This window comes from Aquimarina sediminis (assembly GCF_002895435.1).
GTDB classification, from domain to species: domain Bacteria; phylum Bacteroidota; class Bacteroidia; order Flavobacteriales; family Flavobacteriaceae; genus Aquimarina; species Aquimarina sediminis.
Window position 1 is genome coordinate 1 of the sequence record NZ_POYJ01000019.1, and the last position, 23,620, is coordinate 23,620.

The 23,620-nt window shown below is 35.7% G+C and carries 6 protein-coding genes and 2 pseudogenes; all 8 read left to right on the forward strand.

Annotated features, from left to right (window positions below):
* Positions 1-1,419: pseudogene (locus C1X07_RS25185) on the forward strand (hypothetical protein); the annotation flags it as partial.
* Between the two features lie 3 nt (positions 1,420-1,422).
* Positions 1,423-7,650: a fibronectin type III domain-containing protein gene (locus tag C1X07_RS24320; RefSeq protein WP_103072662.1), complete on the forward strand. Its 6,228-nt coding sequence runs from the start codon at positions 1,423-1,425 to the stop codon at positions 7,648-7,650.
* 92 nt (positions 7,651-7,742) lie between these two features.
* Positions 7,743-8,210: a hypothetical protein gene (locus C1X07_RS24325; RefSeq protein ID WP_103072663.1), complete on the forward strand. Its 468-nt coding sequence runs from the start codon at positions 7,743-7,745 to the stop codon at positions 8,208-8,210.
* A gap of 219 nt (positions 8,211-8,429) precedes the next feature.
* The gene (locus tag C1X07_RS24330; protein WP_103072664.1) at positions 8,430-13,130 is read left to right on the forward strand and encodes a hypothetical protein; all 4,701 of its coding nucleotides are present in this window, start codon (positions 8,430-8,432) and stop codon (positions 13,128-13,130) included.
* The gene (locus tag C1X07_RS24335; protein ID WP_103072665.1) at positions 13,130-15,232 is read left to right on the forward strand and encodes a fibronectin type III domain-containing protein; all 2,103 of its coding nucleotides are present in this window, start codon (positions 13,130-13,132) and stop codon (positions 15,230-15,232) included. The genes C1X07_RS24330 and C1X07_RS24335 overlap by 1 nt, the downstream gene beginning before the upstream one ends.
* 9 nt (positions 15,233-15,241) lie before the next feature.
* Complete coding sequence (locus tag C1X07_RS24340) at positions 15,242-21,718, forward strand: T9SS type A sorting domain-containing protein (protein ID WP_103072666.1); 6,477 nt, start codon at positions 15,242-15,244, stop codon at positions 21,716-21,718.
* An 876-nt stretch (positions 21,719-22,594) separates the two neighbouring features.
* Positions 22,595-23,086 carry a hypothetical protein gene (locus tag C1X07_RS24345; protein WP_103072667.1) on the forward strand — a complete coding sequence of 164 codons (492 nt, stop codon included), beginning with the start codon at positions 22,595-22,597 and terminating at the stop codon, positions 23,084-23,086.
* 292 nt (positions 23,087-23,378) lie between these two features.
* A pseudogene (locus C1X07_RS24830) lies at positions 23,379-23,620 on the forward strand (hypothetical protein); the annotation flags it as partial.

The following is a 23,620-nucleotide window of genomic DNA, read 5'->3' on the forward strand; positions in this document are numbered from 1 at the left end:
GAGAAATTAAATATTACAGGGGGATATTCTAATTTTCAGTCGTTTACCAATATCAAGAATCAGTTTGATTACATCAATGAAGTTTCTCAGGGAGACAACCTGGATACCTTAAACTTCCAACAAATTTCTCAAAATGCAAATCTTAATGTCAATTACATTTTAAAAGATACAGAAGCCAAGAAACAAAATCTCAATATCGCATTGTCTTTTCAAAATGCCGAAAACAGGCAAGATGGTCGTACAGTAGAAAATGGAGATTCTAATTTTTACAATGGTAACACATCATATACAATAGGATACCCAGAATCAGATCTTAATATTTCGGCTGCTGTAAATGTAAGTTACAGTACCATTGGTGTAGATAATAGCTTAACCTATGGTCCTATGATAACTGTAGGTAAGAAGTATTTTGATAAAAAGTTGAGAACTACAGGTTCGATAAGCTATAATCAAAGTAATAGTAATGGAGAAAAGCAAGGAGATGTGACCAACATAAGGCTTGGAGGTAATTATACCTACCAGAAGAAACACAATTTTAATCTTAACCTACTAACACAGTTTAGGAATACAACAACATCTGGTAATAGAGATTTTACAGCAACATTTGGATATAATTATACCTTCGACAAGTTTAATCCTAAGCTAAAATTCCCTAAAAAGAAGAGAGGTAAAAAGAAAGAGAAAATAAGAAAGGATAAGAAGCGCAAAGGGGAAGAAGTGCTTCAGTTTAGATATAGGGATTCATTATATCAAGGTACTATGGATGAGATCGATGTGAAGTTAAAAGAAGTTCAAAACCATGTACATTTTGATCATATCCCTGAGTATAAAAAGGGAGAACTTACATCATTACGTCTGGAAGTGGCAGACGAAAGAAAAGCAGATAAGTATAAGTCAAAAGCCATTATCTTTTTAAAAGAGCTATACAGTTATGAGGATTTTCTTGCAGGCTATAACCAGCTTGTCTTTGATATGCTTGTAGAGCTAAGAAGAGATATGTTGCGTTTGGATTATGCATTCGAAAAAGCCTTTGTAAAAGCAAAAATAGCCGTCGATAACCATAGTTTACACGGTAAAACAAAAGAAGAACAAGAAGTGGCAGCACCAGAGTTAAAAAATAGATATGCAGAGCTTCAACAAAATTCTACAAACGCTCTAGCCAGATTGATAGGACATCGTTGGACACTTCCAATCATAAAAAGTTATTCTACCATAAGTAAAGTAGAAAACCCTGATAAATATCTAAAAGAGGTCATGGAGGAAGAAAAAGATAACATATTCCGTATGGTCGATAAGAAAGAAGATGATCAAAAACTCAAACTGTATATGATTACTCAGATCATCGATTTCTACCTTAAAAAATCTCTTAATTATACAAACCCCGATACATTTGATTTAAGATATATCGAAAAAAACTAACCTATGAAGAAACTGATTTTTACGCTGTTTATTATACTTTATAGTTCTAGTCAAGCTATTGCGCAACGATTTCCGGTAATTGTTGTTCCGCAGGTTAATGCACCCGCTCCGGTGAATTTTTTTAACTATGCAGATGCAACGACAATTAATAGCCCTTTGCGTGTGCAATTATTGCTTAATGATATTACAATTACTAATGAGCAAATACGCTTAAAAGTTCATTTTGAAGGTAATGGAATTGCTTTTCAGAGCAGGGATGTAGTTGTAGGAGCTCCTTCTTTATTTATTGATGGAGGTACTCCGAGGGTGCTTACAAATGTAGAGCTGGCTCCGTATTTTGAGCTTCAAAATATAGAAGGGATAAGTTCAAATATCTATGGGCGTACCATACCAGAAGGAAGTTATCAATTCTGTTTCGAGGTTTTTGACTTCTCTACCGGAAATCGATTCTCGTCAAAGACCTGTACAAGTGTTTATATATTTAAAAATGAACCTCCGATATTAAATCTTCCTCTTAAAGGAGTGAATATTGAACCGACAGAGATTGAGAATATTGTTTTTCAGTGGACACCAAGACATATTAATGTAAGTAATGTAGAATATAAACTTAGTATTGTAGAAATTTGGGATGATACTGTAGATCCACAAACAGCTTTTTTATCACTTCCCCCTATTTTTGAAACGACAACCAGATCAACTTCGTTTGTCTACGGTCCCTCTCAACCGTTATTACTACCAGAAAAGAGATATGCCTGGCAAGTACAGGCAAAAGCCCTGCAAGGTGCCGAAGAGATTGGTCTGTTTAGAAATGAAGGGAAAAGCGAAGTCTTTTGGTTCTCCAGAACATCGCCATGTGATGTTCCTCTTAATGTATATGCAGAGCCGAAGGGAATATCAAAAATTAATGTTTTTTGGGATGAAGATCCTTCAGTATATCATGAATATACTATTGCCTATAGAGAAGCCAATAAACCCAATGCATATTGGTTTACTATGCGCACCAATAGTGGTTGGGCAACAATATGGAATCTCAAACCGGGAACCACTTACGAGTATAAAGTAAAAGGGAAATGTAAGTATCAATATGGACCTTATTCTGATGTGCAGGAAGTAACTACAGAAACAGCACAAGATGTAACTGCCAATTACAATTGCGGTATTGTACCTGATGCTATGGCTATTACTAATCGAGAACCGCATCCAGGACTACAGGTCGGAAGTCGCATAACGGCAGGAGACTTTATGGTAACTGTTGTAGAGATAGAAAGCCAATCTAATGGAAGGATTACAGGAAGAGGATATGTTGGTATTCCTTATTTAAGATTTACTCATTTTGGAGTAAAGTTCGATAATATACTGATCAATACAGATAGCCAGTTGGCAGAAGGTGAGATAGTAACTCTTTATGATCCAGAGTATGGCGAAGGAGAAACAATGACCGTAGATCTCAATACCGATATCGCTGAGATCATAAGTGGGGATGAAGGAGAAACTAGTCAGGTACAAGTTGGTTTTCAGATAGAAAGTATAACGGTAGATGAACATGGAGCGATTATTATTACAGGAACAAATGGTGAAGAAGCACTTATATCTGGTGGGCGTGATATTGAGATCGTTGATAGTAATGGTAAAGTTTGGACCGTAAATGAGCAGGGTGGTGTTCAGGATTATGGAGAAATTGCAGAAGAAGGTGCTTCTACTGATGGTAATACAGAAGGAATAACAGGAGATGATATTATACAAATTTCTGCTACAGATGTACTGGTAACTTTTAAAAAATCGGGATATTATTATTATGATGAATTGCCAGAAGGAACAGAAGATGTGCTAGGTAAAGAAAGTTTGTACCCTTCTATTCCAAAAAAGGAAGGAGGAATATATAGACCTCCTTTTAAAGCGATATCTAATCTAAATGGTAATGATATTATTCTTGCAGAAGCTGATTTTAAAGATAGTTCTGTTACCACAGAAGATATCATTTTTAAAACAAAAAGCGGTGTGTTAATTCCTGCAACATGGAATGGAAATGTAGCTACCCTTACTCTAAAAAAGTCATTCGATTATGCTAAAACAAAAGTTTTGGCTACCGTAAAACCCAAAGAAGAAGGAGGAAAACATACTATAGCCGGAGTTCTTAATCTGATACATCTCGGGAGTCAAGAGTTTAGTGATATTAATATAGTGCTTATACCAGTAAATAATGCAACAATAAGCAGAACTGTTGAAACGAGAATAAAAGAGATTTATAGCAAAGTCGGAGTTAATTTTAATATAGAAATAGGAGAACGGTTACAGATTCCGAATAGTGTATGGGATTTAGAAGAACCTTATAATGAAATCAATGCTGGAGATAGTGGTGTTTTGGCAGAGTACAGCCCAGAAGAGGCAGCCATTAATACGTATTTCAAAGCCAATAGTAATCATAAAGATGAAGCCTATTACATTTTTGTAACCGATATTAAAGGAGTAAACTCTGTAACCAAAGAAGAGTTAGGTGGGTTTATGCCGCTTAAAAGCCAGTTTGGATACATATTCCAAGGTGCTAAAGATGATGCCGTAACAGCTGCCCACGAATTAGGGCATGGGGTTTTTGGATTGAAACATCCATTTAGTGAGTACGGAACTTCTGAAAAAGCTACCGACTTCTTAATGGATTATAATGATGGATCCATCTTTAATCATATGGATTGGGAAAATATCTATGCCCCGGGATTCAAGTTATACTGGTTTCAGGGAGATGAAGATGGTGAAAGTGTTACCATAAGCTCATACTTTAAAGATACAGGGATATTAAAAGATATTGGAGCCGATACCTATACATTTATTACTCCATCGGCAGAATTAATTATTTTACCAGAAGATGTAGCAGATGTAGAGTTTTATTATGGATACTATGGCGAATCGGTACAAGGAGACTTCAGGCAATTTATGAATTTTACTCCGGGAACACTCAAAAGCTTTAAAATCGGAGATAAAAAATATGAAGCCCGAATTCAGTTTTTGGATGATGATTCAGCAGATTTACTAGGGTATTATTCCATTGGCGATAACCCAGTTAAATTTAATAATACAGAATATAAAACAGATAGTTGGAGTAATACAACTCCAACAATCATGTCTTATGATGGTAGAGATTTTGTGTTAGCACGTCTATGGAATTCGTATGCAACTCCTTTGCCAACATATGATAGTACCACAAATAATAGGTTGAAAAGGGCTTCAGAATTTCCGGCACCCAAAAGTGGCGGGATTGTATTCTCCGAAAAACTACCTAATTATACTAGTTTAGGATCAAATGAAAATATTGTAAGTAGTGAAATTGCAAAATGGGCACTAGGTTCGTATTCTGAAAATATTGATAGACCAGATATTTTTATTCGTAATAAAATTGCAGAACTAAAAGCAGCATTCCCTGTTCAGGTAGATTATATAACAAGTGATTTCTTTGATAAATGGAAGGAAAATGATGTGTGTAACTTATCAGCATACCCCGAAGCCAGGACATACAAATTCATTCGCTATTTATCTGATGAATATTGTGATTGTACTTTAATTACGCTAGGCGAAGAGTTAGAAGAATACTACTCATGTAGTGATAAACCAGGAAAGCAGAAACCAGATAATAAAATTCAATTTCTTCGCGAATACATTTCTTTTTTAGAAGATACTGTTGATAAAGAGATGGAGTCGACATTAGATGTTATTGCAAAAATTAGAGATAATGCTGATTTTGTAGATACAATAAATGTTGAAATTTTAGTGAAGTCTTTAAACTTTGCTACTACAGCAGATATTCAGGGGTTAGAGTCGATACACATCATCAGGATATTATCAAAAATGGCTCATGAGGGAATTTTTGAAAGGAGCGATATATCCAAAAATCGAGAAGGGGCTATATTAAGATTAATTGAAAATGTAGACCCTAAAATAGCTTCAGAAGTTATTCTTGGTCTTGAAGCTAGAAATAGTTATGATACAGATGAGTATTTATACAAACAGATTTTTACTCAGGTAGATGATAAAATATTTGGGTTTATTAGTGGAGATAATAATAGAGTACGTCTTATTCAGGCTTTTGCTGTATTAGCCCTAAATGCAACCGGAATTCATGAAGAAAGGATGAAGGCTATGGTAGATAATATAGATGAAAGAGCATTTATATTAGAATACCAAAACGTTATAAAAAGAGCTGCAATTGGTTTTATTGACAGTCAACCATTTAATATGCTCAAATATACAGAGATGTTTCAGGAATGGAGCGAAGCGTATTATGATATAGATGTAGATTACGATTCGGATCAAGGTACTTTTGTTGGGGTTCAGCAAAAAAAGAGAGGCTTGTCTTTTCCAGAAGAAATATTTCAAACAAAAGAGTCTTTAAAGCCTTTTGATTTTGTGTATTTTATTAATAAATCAAATATAGATGTAGTAAAAGAAGCCGACAAAAAAATTGCAAGCTCAATAATGCCGGCGATAGTACTTATGTTTGCAGACGTTTCTGCCGAGAATCAGACAATAGCTACTGGTATCATTGCTACGTTCGATGCAGTTAGCCTTGTTTCTGGTGTCGGAACTTTGGCTTCAACGGCTAATGGTATCCGAAAAGCTGTTGCAGTATTAGATATTGGAGCAGATATGGCCAGTTTGGGCGTTACGGCATTGAGTGATACAGATATTATTGACCCCAAAACAGCTCAAGAAATTGGTAATACCACATTGATATATAGTGTCCTTCGATTAGGAATTGACGGGATTATTCGATTTGGTAATAATGGATCGGCAAAATTAAGTGATGTTTATAGTGAAATTGATAATAGTCCTACTCCACCTCCTGTTGGGGGTGTCCTAGATGAGCTCGATAATTTGCCTATAGAAAAGAAAATGATTTTGGCAAATGATGATGCCGCCGATAGATTTTTGATCTATTACCTTAGAAGAGCAAGGTCTCAAGCAGAATCAGGAGGTATAAAAAATAGAATAACGAAACATATTGATGAATTAGAGCAGTTAAGATGGAGAGACAAACTTCCGGATGAGTTAAAAGCAGACCTTGCTAAAAGTAAAGAATTAGAGACTCTTTTTGAAAATGCTTCTATCATCCAAAGAGAAAACTATATAAAAACCTGGGAGGTACTCCAAGATTTTACAACACTACGTACCAAACCTGAAAATATAGAAATCTTGACGAGAATAAGCTCTCGTTTTGAATACCAAAATGCAACCTCATTCGATGGTCTTAGAAAATTACTAGCCGAAGGTAGCCCAGCCAGTAAGAAAAAGCTTATTAATGGGTTGGATAAGGTTGATAAAATATTTGATTCGGGTTGGCCGGTTACCTTTAGCGGAATAAAAAAAGGAGAGGTTAAAGTAATATCTGCTGTAGATGGAACCAAGGCAGAAATAGCCAGAGTTGTTGATGATAAAATAGTTAAGAATAAATTTTTAAATGAGACGGATGGAGCCAAGGTAGTTGGCAATTATGAAGGAGTTGACATTTTGAAGAAAGGAGATGTTGAAATTGGTTTTAGACCATCTAGTGTAGAAGATATGTTGGCTAGATTAAAACAATTTCCTGATCTGCAAAAAAACTTTGAGGAACTAGATGATATCCTAAAACCTCAGTTTGTTGAAGATTTTGCAAATGTTACAGATGATGTTTTAAAGAAAATAAAAGATGAAGATTTATTTGATGCATGGAAAAATAATGTACGAAGTACAGATCTTGAAGTTTTAAGAAACTCCATAAGCAAAAGTAATTTAAGAAATGAATATGATGGATTAGTAACTGGTCTAGCCAACGAAAAAACTAGACTCTTAAGTGAAGGGAAAACCATTGAAGAAGTGGCTAACATAGTTTTTGAGAGAAGAAGATCGCTAACCATTGAATATAAACATATAACACCAGATGATTTCCTGGAATGGATATTTAAAAGAAATGATATCACGTATACCCAGACAGGTAAAGGAGATAAATGGGGAGCGACTTTTGATGGATTATTTAATTCAATCGCGAATAAGAAAGGTATTGATGTAAATACTGCAACTCCAGCTCAACTCGATGAGATATATGAGGCTATTGCAAATGGAGCATCAAAAACTTCTGGGGCTACAAAACATCAATTAGGGGATAATTTTTATAATTTCTTCGAAAATGCAAAAAACCAAGGCAAAGTGAGTGCAGAAGAGTTTGATGCCTTTGTACAAATCCTTTATAAATATAGAATGAAATAGATATGAAACGAGCCATAACAAGAATTTTTGATACGCATAAGAATGATTATTTGGTGAGTTCCATGTGACATCCAAAACAATATAGTAAACACATGAAACAGTTAAACAGATTTTTAAATACAAATAAGGTAATCTATTTCGAAATATTGAAAGAGATTATTGTTGAGAATGAACAAACGCTATCGGATGATAGAGGAGTAGAAAATGTGTATGGCATATATGATATTTTTGAGGATTCATTATACGCCATATTAAGCTTGGATAATAAGAACTTTCTCCTTTTGAAAGATAATCTGGTAGAAATAACAGAAACCATACATATAGAATGCTGTGTGAATTGGTCAAAAGAAGAACTCAGCTCTTTTGAAGTATTTGACAAAGATGAGAGTTTGATAAAAGTTGAATATAGAAATGAACATGAGGCGGTTTTATTACCATTTGATATGATAGAGAATTGGGAAGAAGTAAATTTTGGCTATGAATTAGCTAGCCTAGTTAATAAAATAAAAGAAAACCCAGAACTTATTTTATTTCCAAATACAGCGTCTACAAGTTTATGATTTATGTAAAACAATTATAAAACTTATAGAAACGACTATTAGATACTATAGTAAAACCCCTGAAAACCGTGATATTTTTTGTTAATATTATTAATAAACTTGCAAGATGTTAATGAATAAGTTAAAAACATCAAGTTTATGCGAAGTGGTTTGAAAAAATAAAAACTATAATAGAAACACCAATTTCACACTGTTGTTAAGATAATTTTGCCCCGGCCTATGAATAAAGTAATACAATTCGCAATATGTCTTTGTTTATTTACTACGAATTTATTAGCAAAAGACAATCTCTACTCAGCAAGTAATGAGGCTAATCATACAAAAGAAGAGAAAACAGAATCTGAAAAGGATACTCTGGTTAAAGGTGCTACTATTTCTAATCACAAAATTGTACCTGCAAAATCCGTAAAGGCATTCAGGAATTTTAAATCTCTTGAACAATTTGATACCCCTGTAGTTTTAGAAAAAGAACCATTTGGATTAGATACAAAAGAAGGGTTTCAGTTTAATGGAGATAATGCCACTCAGGATAAAAAATGGCATGATATGGCTCATAATGTATTTAAAACATTAGATGAGACAAAAAATTATATAGAAGAACTTACTAATGAGAAATTAAACGAGTTACCAGTGGCTATTAAACCAGTAACCATTAGTAATGTTACCTATACTGTTGGAATAGGAAAAACCGTTTTCAAACCAACATATACAGAACTTACCGTTTTTCTTAGAGTAGAACTGCCTAGAACCACTACTACTTCAACCACCACATCAGACGGTACAACTACGACTACAAAAGAAGAAAATAATGTATTGATTTTGGGAGCATCAAATATCAAACTTTCTCATGAAGGAGGAATAATAGGAGATGCCAAACTAAATTTGATTTCACAATTTACTACTAATATTAATAGTGGAGCAATACTGCTTACGCTCAAAGGAAGTTTTAACGAACCCGGAACCTATGCAACCATAGATTGTTTTGGATTTAAAGAATTCGGAATAGATGCCAATATTAAATTTACCGATGGATTACTATTTCCTGTAGATAAAGATGGTAAAAAGAAGACAGGATATGTAGAAAGTGATTTTAAGATTGTCGCTAGTGACTGGAATGATATGGTCGTTAATATTTCTTTACCTGAGTTTGGGATCACGGGATTAGAAGGAACTACTTTTAGACTAAATACAGCTGTATTTGATTTTAGCGACTTGCGCAACGATGAAGCAATGCCGGGAGATTACTTGAGTAAGTACTATAGTGAGAATCCTAATCTATGGAGGGGTGTGTATATCAATACACTGGAGGTCGTACTACCTAAAGCCTTTGAAAAAAAGAATAACGATAAGCGTATAGCTTTTGGAGCTACCGATTTGATTATAGATGGGCAAGGAGTTACCGGTAAATTTACAGGGAATAACATATTTACACTAGATGAGGGATCGGCTTCAGGTTGGGATTTTTCATTAGATCATTTTTTACTAGACATAGAAGTAAACAAATTAAAAGCAGGAGAGTTTGCCGGAGAAATTGTATTACCTGTATCTGAAGTAGATAAGGTAAAGTATACCGCTATCATTCAACCCGATGAATATAGCCTTAGAGTAGAGAGTACCAAAGATATAAGCTTTGATGTATGGAGTGCTAATGTTACTTTGACCAAAGACTCTTATATAGAAATGAAGGTCAAGGATGATAAATTTAGACCCAAAGCAAGTCTTAACGGATCGGTTAGTATAATATCAGGATTGGATAAAGATAAAAATGCTTCTTCTGGTTCTCAGGATAATACCGTTGATTTTAAAGGGATAGTATTCGAAGAAATGGTACTGCAAACAGAATCTCCAAAGTTTTCTGTAGCCTATTTTGGATATCGCGGAGAGATGAAACTTGCAAATTTTCCTTTGACGGTTAATGAAATTGGCTTAAGAACACCATCAGATAACAAAGCAGAACTTGTTTTTGATTTTAATATCAACCTAACATCTGAAGGAGATGGAGGAAATGGAGGAGGAGCCAAACTAGCCATCAAAGGTGTTTTGGATCAAAGCGATGGTCGAGATCACTGGAAATATGACGGAATTGATCTGGAAAGAATTTTTGTCCAGATGCAAGTTGCTGGGATGGAGCTAAAAGGAGCCATCTTTATTTTTGAAGATGACGAAACTTATGGAACCGGATTTGCCGGAGCAGTAGGTGCCAAGTTTACTACAGGTATGAGTCTGGAGGTAGAAGCAAAAGCATTGTTTGGGCGGACACCGGATTTTAGATATTGGTTTGCAGATGCCAGCGTAACCTTACCGCAGGGAATTCCAATCTATCCTGGGTTTGCACTAAACAAATTTGGAGGAGGTTTCTATAATCGAATGAAGATGGCAGGAGTGACTAACCAGACCAATGCAGCTTATAATCAAATTGGAGCATCTCTTTCCGGAGTTATCTATGAGCCTTATAGCCAGAATGGTTTTGGGATGAAAGCTTCTGTTGGGATTATTACGCAAAACTCAGAAGAATTGTTTCATGCTACCGTAGAATTTGGAATGGCATTTTTGAGATCTGGAGGATTGCAAGAAATTTATTTTAAAGGGCATGGAGAGCTATTAGCAGACTTACCAATAGATTATTATGAACAGATAACAGATCAGTTAGGATATTTGGCAGAAGGATTAGATATTCCTGCACAAAGTCCAACCGCAGCCATTAGTGCAGATGTTTATATTGGTTTTGATTTTGTAAATGACGTCTTTCACTCTACATCAGAGTTGTATGTTAATTTTGGTGTGCTTAAAGGAGTGGGGCCAAATGGCCGTGCCGGATGGATGGATTTTTATGTAGGTCCAGACGAATGGCATATTTTGGTAGGTACCCCTAATGATCCTCTTGGAGTAGCCCTTGATTTAGGAATATTGAAGCTAAGAAGCGAAAGTTATTTTATGACTGGAGATAATATCCCCGGAAGCCCTCCACCACCAGATATTGTGGCAAATATACTGGGTGTAGACGTTTCAGAACTAGATTATACCAGAGACCTTAATATGCTAGAAGCCGGTAAAGGAATGGCTTTTGGTGCTAATTGGAGTATGAGTACGGGAGATCTGCGTTTCCTTATTTTTTATGCGCGTTTTGATGCAGGAATCGGCTTTGATATTATGCTCAAAGATTATGGCGATGCGCACTGTAAAGGAAGTTCAGAACAGATAGGGTTAAATGGCTGGTATGCCAATGGGCAATCTTATGCTTATCTACAAGGCGAAGTAGGTCTAAAATTTAAACTATTCGGAAGAAAGAAGAAAATAACAATTTTTGCTGGAGGAGGAGCCTTGCTTATGCAATCAAGGTTACCAAATCCTGTTTGGTTAAGAGGATATCTGGGAGGAAGTTATAATCTCCTGGGAGGATTAATAAAAGGACGTTTTAGATTTAAAGTAGAACTAGGCGATAAATGTGAAATTGTAGGAGGTAGTGCTTTAGATGGGATTGTAGTAATTGGTAATATGTCACCAAAAGAAGGTGAAACAGATGTAGATGTATTTGCAGCTCCGCAAGTTCCCTTTAATTTACAAATCAATAAAGTATTCGAATTACCAGATGATACCGGAGACCGTAAGTATCGTATTCTCATGGATAAATTTGAAGTCACAAAAGACGGGCAGCCCATAGCTGGTAAAATCGAATGGAATAATAACAATGATGTAGCCACTTTCTATTCTCATGAGATATTACCCCCTAATACAAGTCTTAAAGCCTATGTACAATTACATTTTGAAGAATATGTAGGAGGAAAATGGGAAACTATAACAGATGATGGTAAAGTATCCATAGAGTCCAAAGAAGTTAATTTTACAACAGGAGAAGCTCCAGAGACTATCCCTATGAGCAATATAGCTTTTATGTACCCCACAGTAAACCAAAAGAACTTTTTTACCAAAGAGTATAACAAAGGGTATATTAATCTAAAAAGAGGACAGTCCTATCTGTTTGAAGCAGTGCCAACATGGGATAAAACAATGACCATGAGTACTGCTACAGGAACAATAATGAATAAGAATTTTGGATATAGCTCAGCAAAAAAACAAGTTACATTCAATATCCCTGAAGAAATTGCTACACAAACCAATTATAATGTAAAAATTAAATTGGTGCCAGAAGAAAGTAATAGTTCTGATAATGTAACAGAGAGCTATACCACACAAAACATTGGTGGTGATGAATCAGGTAATGAGGTAGAGATAAAATCAAGAACAGCAGAAGAAGTAATCATAAAAGGAGAGGAGAGAGAATTATTGACCTTTGATTTTGAAACAAGTCAATACACCACTTTTGATAAAAAGATGAATGCCATGAATGGTAACAAGGATTTGTATGAACATGTTACCTATCCCTATGGTCTTACGTTATTAACCGCGATTGATCCATTAGAACCTTTTGATATAGTAGAACTTGTAGGTAATAAATATTCTGGTAACAAACCCCTTATCGTAGCCAGAGCGATTATGGATAATTCATACTACCAAAATGAAATCTATCCATTGCTATACCAGAATTATCCAATAGAAGGTATAATCTCAGTTAGTAGAGATACCGATGAGGTAAGTGTTCCCCCGGTAGAAGGAGTAGAGCCTATGTCATGGTATCTTACCTATTTAGAAAATGATTACTCTGGAGAAACCAGTTTGTATAATCCGTATCGTTATAATCTAACACATTACTATCACCAGGATTATGAAGACTTACGATACCAATTAGTGAGTTCTAATCTACCTTGGGAGACTATGCCCCAATACAAGAAATTAATTATAGATCCTTTTCCGCTAATGCGAAAAGGTAAATACAAAACCAAACTTCAGTATGTGCTACCAGGACAGGTAACTAATGGAGGTGATGATACTATAAAATATACCAATCCTATCTACGAATAATGAATAAATTACTAACATACATATATGCAGTAGGATTGGTTGTTTTTTTACTTCCTTTTCAGGGAAGAGCGCAAGACCCTATAGGAGATGAAGAGCCAGCAGTAAAGGTTATCGGTACTGCTACCAAAGATGCCATCATGCTTCGATGGTCAGCCAATACCCCCTTGGGTTGGAAACATGCCAATACCTACGGATACATCATTGAGAGAAGAACCATTGCTATAGGCGATGAAATAGTAAAAGAACCTATTATCAAAAAACTTACTTCAAATCCTATAGTTCCCAGACCGATGATGGATTGGGAGGATTTTGTGACAAACAATGATAATGCTGCTATTGCAGCCCAAGCCATTTATGGCGAGGATTTTAATGTATCCTTAGAAGAAGGAGGCAATGATATTATGAGTATCGTTAATCAGGCAAAAGCCCTGGAGCAACGTTTTTCTTTTACCCTATTTGCATCAGATCAGGATTATGAGGTAGCAAAGTATGCCGGATTAGCTTATGTCGATACAGATGTAAAACCGGGTGAGCGATATTTGTATAAGGTATATACAGCCATCCCTCAGGAAAAGATGGAAGTTAAATTCGGTGGGGTATACCTTGGATTAAGTGATTATCGCCCATTACCCGAGCCACAAGATTTTGTTGGGATCTCTGGAGATAAGAATATCATGCTAAGCTGGAATTTTACTTTGCTAAAACGAGAGTATACCAACTATATCATAGAGCGATCCGAGGATAATGGGAGTACCTACAAACCACTAAGTGATACCCCTGTTGTAAACCTAAACGACCGCAAGAAGAATCCTTCAGATCGTATGTTTTATATCGATAGTCTATCACAAAACAATAAAGAATACCATTACCGTATAAAAGGAGTATCACCCTTTGGGGAGGTGGGTCCTGCATCAAATGTAGTGAAGACAAAAGGAGTAAAAGCATTACAACATAACCCTGCTATTACCGAAGCCAGATTGATGGATGATAACAGTAGTGCAATAATAAGCTGGGAGTTCCCTGAAGAGGGATTAGCATCTATCGCTTATTTTGAGTTAAACAGATCAGATCAAATTAAAGAGAACTATCAGGTAGTGGTGCCTAATATCTCCAAAGACACCAGACAGTTTGAATTCAAGAATCTGAATACTATAAATTATTTTACCATAACAGCAGTTGGAGTTGACGGTACAAAACGCGTTTCTTTTCCACAGATGGTACAGCCGATCGATGATACACCTCCTGTGGCTCCCCTTGGACTAACTGGAGTAATTGATTCTACAGGAGTCGTCCAGCTCAATTGGACTGCCAATACTGAGGCAGATTTTTTAGGCTATCGTGTTTTTAGGGCTAATATAGAGAACGAAGAATACACTCAAATTACTTTTAGAACCATACCCGATAGTAAAATTACAGACACCATTAATATTAAAACACTTAATGGCAAGATTTATTACAAAGTACAAGCATTCGATAAACGATATAACCCCTCTGATTTTTCAGAAGTACTGATGCTTAAAAAACCAGATATAGTTCCCCCAACAAAACCTGTTTTCAAATCTTTTAAAGCGGATCAGGGAGTAGTAAAATTATACTGGATTAGAAGTAGTAGTATTGATGCCATAAAGACCTTAGTATATAGAAAAGAAAAAGGAAAAGAGGACCCCTGGCAGTTGATAACAGAAGCTGATTATCCCCAAGATGAGTTTTCAGATATCACTGCACAACCTGGAATAACCTATCTATATACTTTGGTTACTATGGATGAGTCTGGATTAGAATCAGAACCAGTGACTCCACTAACGATCAGCCTACCCGATAATAAACCAAAACCAGAGATCGACAGGTTTACTGCAATAGTAAATCGAGAAGAAAAGAAAATTGCTTTGACCTGGAAATATAAACCTAGTGGAGTTATGGAATTTTTGTTGTATAAGGCTGAAGAAGGAAAACAACCTACACTATACAAAGTGTTTGATAAGAGTCAAAGTCGATTTACAGACAAGCAGTTGATTGTAAATACCAAATACACCTATTTGTTACAAGCCGTATTTGGCTCTAGAGCAAAATCTCCAATTAAAAAGATAGAAGTCGAATACTAAAGAAAAGATATGAAGAGGATAGTACTTATTTTTATAATATTATTGGTTTCATTTGGCACATATGCCCAGACATATACGATTACTGCAAATGGATATATAGGTTCTGGACCTTCAAGTTGTGGGTCTAATAATAATGGTTTAAAATGGATCAAGCTATACTTTTCTGATGGAAGCATTGTTGATTTGTTTAGACAGGATGGAGGGCAATTTAGAAATAGACCATATACCTTTTCTCAGGATTTTAATGTATCAAGAAGATTAGTAGGGGTGAGATTCCGTACAGTATCTCGAAGAAATAGTCTTACTGGGTGTAGAAGCTCTAGGGTAGCAGAAAAAACGGTGAATGTAAGTTCTCCCTGTTTCTATAGGTATTATAATAATACAGAGGTATATCGGGATGATATTAATGGATGGGTAACCATATCGATAGTACCCAAAATAGACCTGACTTTTAGTGATGGAGCCCCGGTATCTAGTATTTATTCTGGATGTGAAGATGGATCTATTGGTATTACAGCTACCCCTGGATTTACACCCACTAATGATGTGTACACTTGGGAGTTTTTGGATAATGTAAATACCGAAACTCAAAACCATCCTGATTATCAGGCATTGATAAATGCAGAAGCAGGTGCAGAGGGAAGTTATAGAGCTTGTGTGAGGCAAACAGGAGATCCGGATCGATGCGAACCTCAATTTATGGCATGGATGGAAGCTCAGAGAGAGTTAAATAATTATACCGGTCCCAGAACAATACAAGTACCCGTGTGGAGACCTATTTCTAATAAAGTAGGGCAATCCAATATTGATTTAAAACTTAGTGATTTATACTCAAGTACAACTGATCAGAAAAGTGCGGTAAATAAGAATATTGACATAAGAATGAGCCCAAGTTGTAACGCTTACAATGCAAGAACAAATCAGGTTACTATTCAATTTATACCTTCTGCTCCTTCAATTTCAACTGCTCCTAATGTAGTACAGCCAAGTTGTTCGTATGAAAATGATGCAGAATTTACAATTACATTTGATCGTACAATTCTCGCTGATGAAAAATTAAACATCAGTTTAAAAAAATTAACCAGAGGACAGACACCATTACCAAATATAAAAACACCAGCACAAGAAGCAATGACAGAAAATGAGTACTTGGCGTTGGTAAATTCTGTATATAGTATTCCTAGTGGTAATAATATTGATATCACTAATTTACCAAATTATAATTCTTCAACTAATAGTTATACATGGGATGGTGCCGTAGATGAAGGAGAATATGCGATCCAAATATCAGGACATAGAATAGCAGATAATGGAACGGCTATACCGTTTTGCAAACTGTTTAATTATTTCTTCGGAATAACAGCTCCAGCTCCTGTAAACTTTACTGCAGAAAACACAGGGGATCAGACTTGTTTTGGTACAAATGACGGAAAGCTCCAAATAGCTATTACATCCGGAGGAGCCGGAGACTATGAATATTCGTTTAATAATGGGACAAGCTGGACAACCTTTAGAGCTCCCCGGGTTGAGGTAACAGGGTTATCTCCCCAAACATATAATATTCAGGTTAGAAAAAAAGCGAATCAGTGTCTGGCAAAAGATGATAGTGGAAATACAATAGTAAGAAATGTCACTATTGATCCGGCAATTGAAATCACACACCAATTGGGAACAATTACTAATCCGGGATCCCCCGGAGCATCCGATGGAAGAATTGTTGTCAATAGTGTAAGCGGAGGAACCCCATTTACTGGTGGTAGTGGAGCCTATTATAATGCTACTGTGCTTATCAATGGTTCTACTACAAATACGGTAACGTATACCGCATATGCCAATGGCTTTGATATTGATGGTCTACCAGCGGGGAACCATAAAATCAGATATACCGATAACAGTTCTGGATGTACGGTAGAAATTGATTTACCAGTGCTTACTGATCCTTTACCAATCTCTTTTACTGTGCAAAAGCAAGATCCAAGTTGTTCTGATGCCGATGACGGAAGATTTACATTAGTTAATCTAAGTGGGGGATACCCTCCGTATTCAATCACATGGAGAAAGAATAACCTTAACTATGGAACAGGAACTTCAATTACAGGAAATCAAGGAGATTATGAGGTGATAGTTACCGATACCAGATCCGGTAGGGCAGAACAAACAAACATACGCTTTGATAATGTTCCATTACCAATTACGATTACTGATATAAACATTCAGCCTATAAATTGTTATGGAGATCAGGCTACTGTTACCATTACCGCAGCAGGAGGTGCATCTGGCGCATATCAATATGCAATATGGACAGGGACAAATTCCGTTTGGCAAAATAGTAACATATTTGCACTTAATGCAAATACTACTTCAGGATATCGTTTTAGAGTAAGAGATAGAAATACAGCAACTTGTTTGTCTGATATTTCTAGTACACAATATATAAGTCAACCTAGCGAAATTAGAATAGCACCAATAAATATAAACCATAACAATGTTTTTGGCGATAATCAGGGAGCAATAGAGATTGATGTGGTAGGAGGAAACCCAGGGTATACGATTACCTGGGAAAGAAATGGAGCGCCTATCTCAAATATAGGGACTTCTATTTCAAACCTGATTGCAGGAATATATGTAGCGGTAGTTAGAGATAGAAATAATTGTTTGGTGAGATCTGTACCGATAGAAATCACAGAACCAGATGAATTGCTTGTTTCAATTGTAGAAACTGTTCCTATTCCTTGCTATAATGAAACGGGAACTTTATCCGCTTCGGTTTCAGGAGGATCTACAAATTATACGTATCAATGGTATAAAGATGGTACACTTATTAGTGGAGCAACATCTGGTACACTAGCAAATACAACTGTAGGAAACTATAGAGTACATGTCGAAGATGGGTATACTTTTAAAGATGCTTCTATAGTATTTAGTGAACCGGCTGCTTTGAATTTATCAGCTTCAGGAACAAATATTTTGTGCTATAATGAAAATACAGGTACAATAGTTTTAACTCCTCAAGGAGGAACCAGACCGTATTCTTTTTCTATTGATAACAAACAAACATACCTCTCAGAAAATACCCTTACTAACTTTACAATAGAAGGTTTGGTGGCTGGTAGCTACGAAGTTTGGTTAAGAGATGCTAATGGGTGTGAAATTAGTACTCCGGTACCAGTAACTTTGACGCAACCAACAGAGATAGTAATTACTGAAATTGCTTTGGAAGATGTTACCACAACAGGAGGTACTAACGGAAGTATCTCAATTGATGTTGCCGGAGGTGTTGGGATCTATGGTTTTTTATGGGCTAAGCAAGGAGATGCTACTTTTAGTAGTACCAATAGGGATATCAATAATTTGTCATTTGGGATATATACGGTTTCAGTAACCGATACTAACAATTGTGTAGTTGAAAGAACTTTTGAAGTGAGAGAACCGCTTCCTATCGAGGTACAAATAAGTATAACAAATCCTATTTTGTGCTATGGTGATACATTGGGAGAGCTTTTGGCAACGGTTTCAGGAGGATACCCTATCGAATCAACACCAGCAGATTTTGAGTATAGATGGTATAGAGTTGAAAATGCTGGAGATTTTCCGCTAAATACGGATTTTTCTCTGGATCGTATTCAGGATTTGGGTATAGGAACATATAAGGTCGTAGTCAATGATTCTCAAGGAGCAACCGCCGAGAGAACTCTTATACTAACTCAGCCAGAAGAATTAAATGTTACACTTGCCAATACACCTATAGATGTTCTTTGTTATGGAGAAGCTACAGGAGCTATAGATATTACTGTAACCGGAGGCCCACGAGATGGAAGTACTGGAGCATATTTACCCTATACATTTAGATGGACCAAAGTAGGAGATCCAGGTTTTACAGCTACATCAGAGGATCTTCAGGATGTAACAGCAGGAACATATGAAGTTGTTGTAATTGATGATAATCTGTGTACCACCTCTCTTAATCAGGCGGTAATAATACAGCAACCTGATGCTCCATTAGAAATATCAAATATTGTGGTAACTCACCTTACGGGATATCAAACTCGTAATGGTAGCATTAGTATTGATGTTACAGGAGGTACAAGACCATACATATATAGCTGGACTAACTTGGATGACCCTTCGTATACTGCCTCAAGTCAGGACATATCAAACTTAAGAAAAGGAAACTATCAACTCTCTATCGTTGATAATAATGGATGCTCAACTTCTATGACACGAGAGGTTAATGAACCTGATGAGTTAATTGTGCAGATCGAACCACTAACACCTGCTCAGGGAATTCAATGCTTTGGAGAAGAAACAGTAGTGCCCTTGTCGACTATTACCTCAGGGGGTGTAGGAGATTATACGTATCAGTGGTATGAACAAGCAAATCCCAGTACTATATTGTTTACAACTCCAAATACACCAACCACACTTTTGGCAGGGACATATACAGTTGTCGTTACTGATAGAAATGGAAATACCGATAGCAATACTTACAATGTAGTAGAGCCTACAGAAATAAGTGCATCTGAAACTGTTACAAACCTACAATGTGCAGGAGATAATAACGGAGTAATAGATATAACCATTCAGGGAGGTGTAGCACCTTACACATATCTATGGAGTAATGGAGAAACAACAGAAGACCTAACAGGTTTAATTGCCGGAAACTATACTGTAGAGGTAAAGGATGCTAACCAGTGTATTTTTACAAAAACAATAACAGTACAACAACCTCCTGCATTATTTGTGGATGGAGATATTATTAGATTATACCCTTCTTCAAATGGAGCTCGGGATGGAAGCATAACTGTTACTATCGCCGGAGGAACGCTTCCGTATCGATATGAATGGAGAGATTTTAACAATGTATTACAAAGCTCAACAACTAATGTTCTTGACAATATCGGCACAGAGAATTATTCTCTTATAATAACTGATGCCAATGGCTGTATATTGGATATACCTGATGTAGATTTGTTTGAACCACCCGCACTAGAAGTGACAATTCTTCCGGTTAATGTTATATCGTGTTATGGTGATACATCGTCAGGAAGTATTAGTGCTATTGCAAAAGGAGGAAGACCTTTTAATAGTACTAAACAGTACAACTATCAATGGTTTAGTGCAGATACAAATACCCAAATAGGATCGGATAACTTCTTGTTAGAAAATATCGGAGGAGGCAATTATTATGTGATTGTGTCTGATGCCGCAGGAGCAACAGCAACTAGCCCTCTCTATGAATTAGAGCAACCAGCCCCGGTAGAGTTACTATTTAATACGGATTATGTTGCTTGTGGAGATGGCAACGATTGGACAATAATTTCAGAAATTAGTGGAGGAACCGGACCATATACATATTTGTGGAATACTGGCGTGACTAGTGATAGATTAGTTAATGTTGTAGCAGGTACATATAGCGTAGAAATAACAGATGCACGAGGTTGTCGTATTAGTGATCAAGTAACGGTAAATGCTCCCAGAGCATTGAATATGACACAAACCTTAACCATTCCGACCTGTTATAATGGCTGTGATGGAACAATTTCAATTGAGACCGAGGGTGGGACACCTCCATATAATTATCAATGGAGCAATGGTGCTATTCAGGAAGATTTGACAAATATCTGTTCTGGTAATTATACGGTAATTATTACAGATAGTAAAGGGTGCCAAATTACGAGAGAAATTAGTGTAGGAAGCCCCGAAGAACTAATTGTTGATCTAGGAGAGGATACGACACTATGCAAGGATCAAAGTATGGTGTTGAATGCAACAATAGCAGATCCTAATGCGGTCTATTTATGGTCTTCTACAAGTGGATATAGTAGTACAGAAGCTATAATCGAAATAAGCGAACCTGGGATTTACGAAGTAGTAGTTACAGATAGTAAAGGGTGTATAGCATCAGACAGTATATTTATAGATAAGGTTACCGATGTTATTACGGCTCAGTTTATTACTTCTACACAAGTATTTGCAGGAGAAAAATTTGTGGTAGTAGATAATAGTGATCCAATACCAGATAGTGTGGATTGGATACTTCCTGAAGAAGCAGTGATAACATATGAAGATGATAATTATGCTGAGGTAATATTTGAAACCCCTGGCGAATATGAGATAACTATGAAAACCTACCTAGGGTTGTGTACAGCCGTTTCTATCAAAAAAGTTATTGTCCTCGAAGAAGAATTTGAAAGAGAAGGAGGAGAAGAAAATGAGGCAGAGATACAAAGCTTTATCGATTATCTGGTATATCCTAACCCAACCAGTACAGGAAGATTTAATGTCGAAGTAAACTTATCTAAACCAGAAAGCATCAGTCTTAAGGTATATAATATTGTAAATAATACCTTAATTGATTCTCGAAAAGGTGATGATAAAGAAACGTATACATTTGATTATGATATGTCCTCGTTACCATCAGGAATATATTTTATCTTATTAGAAACATCATCAGCAAGCCAGGTAAGAAAACTGATTATCCAATAAGAGATATAGGAGTATTATACACTTTGACATAATGATATCGATAACCCGAAAAGTATAGGTACTACCCCTTCCTCATAAGGGGTACTCCCCATATTGTGAGGATTCTTTTTGATCCTGAGGTGGTTCGAGCTGATAAAATCACGCTTCGAGCTGATAATTTGACGAATATTTTTGATAAAGTATCACTTCGAGCTGATCTTTTATCGAATATATTTGATACATTCATGCTTCATTTTGATAATTTATCAACTCGAACCACCTATGCAGGTGGTTCGAAGCACCTCGAGATCAACTCGAAGCGTGATTTTATCGGCTTGAACTACCTAAGTAGGTGGCTCAAACCTTGATCTTATCAGCTCGAACCACTTCGGGATCAATTCTAAGGATCATTTTATCAGCTCGAGTTATCAACACCAAAGAAATACAACCCATTGGTCATTATAAATACAGTTATCTCGGTAAAGCATTTCCCTAGCATTCGAGAAAGTCTAATTAAAAAACAGAAAGACCAGATGTGATTTTTGTGTTATACTAATTATACTATTGTCAGATTGAGCTTGTCGAAATCAATTTAAATCGGTATAAATAGAGACTCCCAATCTCCATATTCAAATTGATGATTCAATTCGTCTTTTTAATCAAAAATAAGATGGATTATACGTATGTAATTGACGGTTAACGTGCTTTATACGTGTGTTTTAACACCGGTTTGTTATTAAGTTTTGCGCAATTCTTCAGTAAATAAAGGCATAATAGCTTTACCCTTTTTGGTAGTTCATTCACCAAGTAAATAGTGTACTACACCATATTAATTTAGAAACAATTATAGAGAAAATTAGTTTTACACTATCAAATTAGTAAAGCTATACAACGGTAATGATAAATGTTTTTAAATTATTGAATATAGGAAGTATTATTTGTGCTATAGGTCTCTTAATTGATTGCATTTTAAATAACGCTAATTCTATTTTGGTTATAGAAGATCTTATTACAGATCAAAATTCGGAAGAAATAGAAACATTAAGAATAAACAGTATTTATCCTGTATATACAAGTAATAAAAAACTAAAACTTGATGAAATAAACCTTACTGCTCCAAATATCGTGTGTTCGGGTGAGATACAAACTTTAATTACATCAGAAGAATCCGATTTTGATAAGTGTAATGTTTTTCAGGATACTGTAATAAAACTCTCGCACATAGATAGAAAGATAACTGTACAAACCAATGGTAACAAAAATAGGTCGAAACGCTATGATGAGAGTACATCAAAAAAAAAGATAGCAATACCAATAAGGCAAAAAATAACAAAAACCAAAATCAAAAAAAATACAAGTCACCCTAGTCTTAGTTCAGTTAATATATAAAACGAACTCAGTAAAAACTGATAGTCATAAAGTAATATGCTCATTATTAGTCAATAGGATGTTGTTGATAAAAGTTGGGTGATTTTTATTATCCAACCATGAGTTTGAAAACGTAAACCTAATCGAATACCCAAAAATATGAATACTTTAAAAAACCCCTTAGCCCATATCATGTCAGGATTTATAATATGTATAGAACCAGAGATTACTATTTAAGTATCAAAAACATACTATGAATCAGAAAGTGATTTGATAACCAACATCATTCAGATTACTTCGAAAATATCATTATTTGGTTCCCAAATTACTCTTACAAACCTTTTTATTTTTCTTCATTACAATCGCATTTGGTCAGAATTTGAGTCAAATAGGAAAGGCAAAACTATTCAATTTAACAGGTGGAATGACAGCAAATGCAATCTATTATGATGGGCAATCAACCAGAGAGCCGTTTACCTATTTTCTTTCAGGAAACCTGAATCTAAATGTGAGTGGGGTGTATAGTATTCCCATATCATTTTCATACTCCAATCA

Bases quoted from the DNA above. Each gene is read 5' to 3' on its own strand.
- C1X07_RS24320 (WP_103072662.1), top strand. From the start codon at position 1,423: ATGAAGAAACTGATTTTTACGCTGTTTATTATACTTTATAGTTCTAGT.
- C1X07_RS24325 (WP_103072663.1), top strand. From the start codon at position 7,743: ATGAAACAGTTAAACAGATTTTTAAATACAAATAAGGTAATCTATTTC.
- C1X07_RS24330 (WP_103072664.1), top strand. From the start codon at position 8,430: ATGAATAAAGTAATACAATTCGCAATATGTCTTTGTTTATTTACTACG.
- C1X07_RS24335 (WP_103072665.1), top strand. From the start codon at position 13,130: ATGAATAAATTACTAACATACATATATGCAGTAGGATTGGTTGTTTTT.
- C1X07_RS24340 (WP_103072666.1), top strand. From the start codon at position 15,242: ATGAAGAGGATAGTACTTATTTTTATAATATTATTGGTTTCATTTGGC.
- C1X07_RS24345 (WP_103072667.1), top strand. From the start codon at position 22,595: ATGATAAATGTTTTTAAATTATTGAATATAGGAAGTATTATTTGTGCT.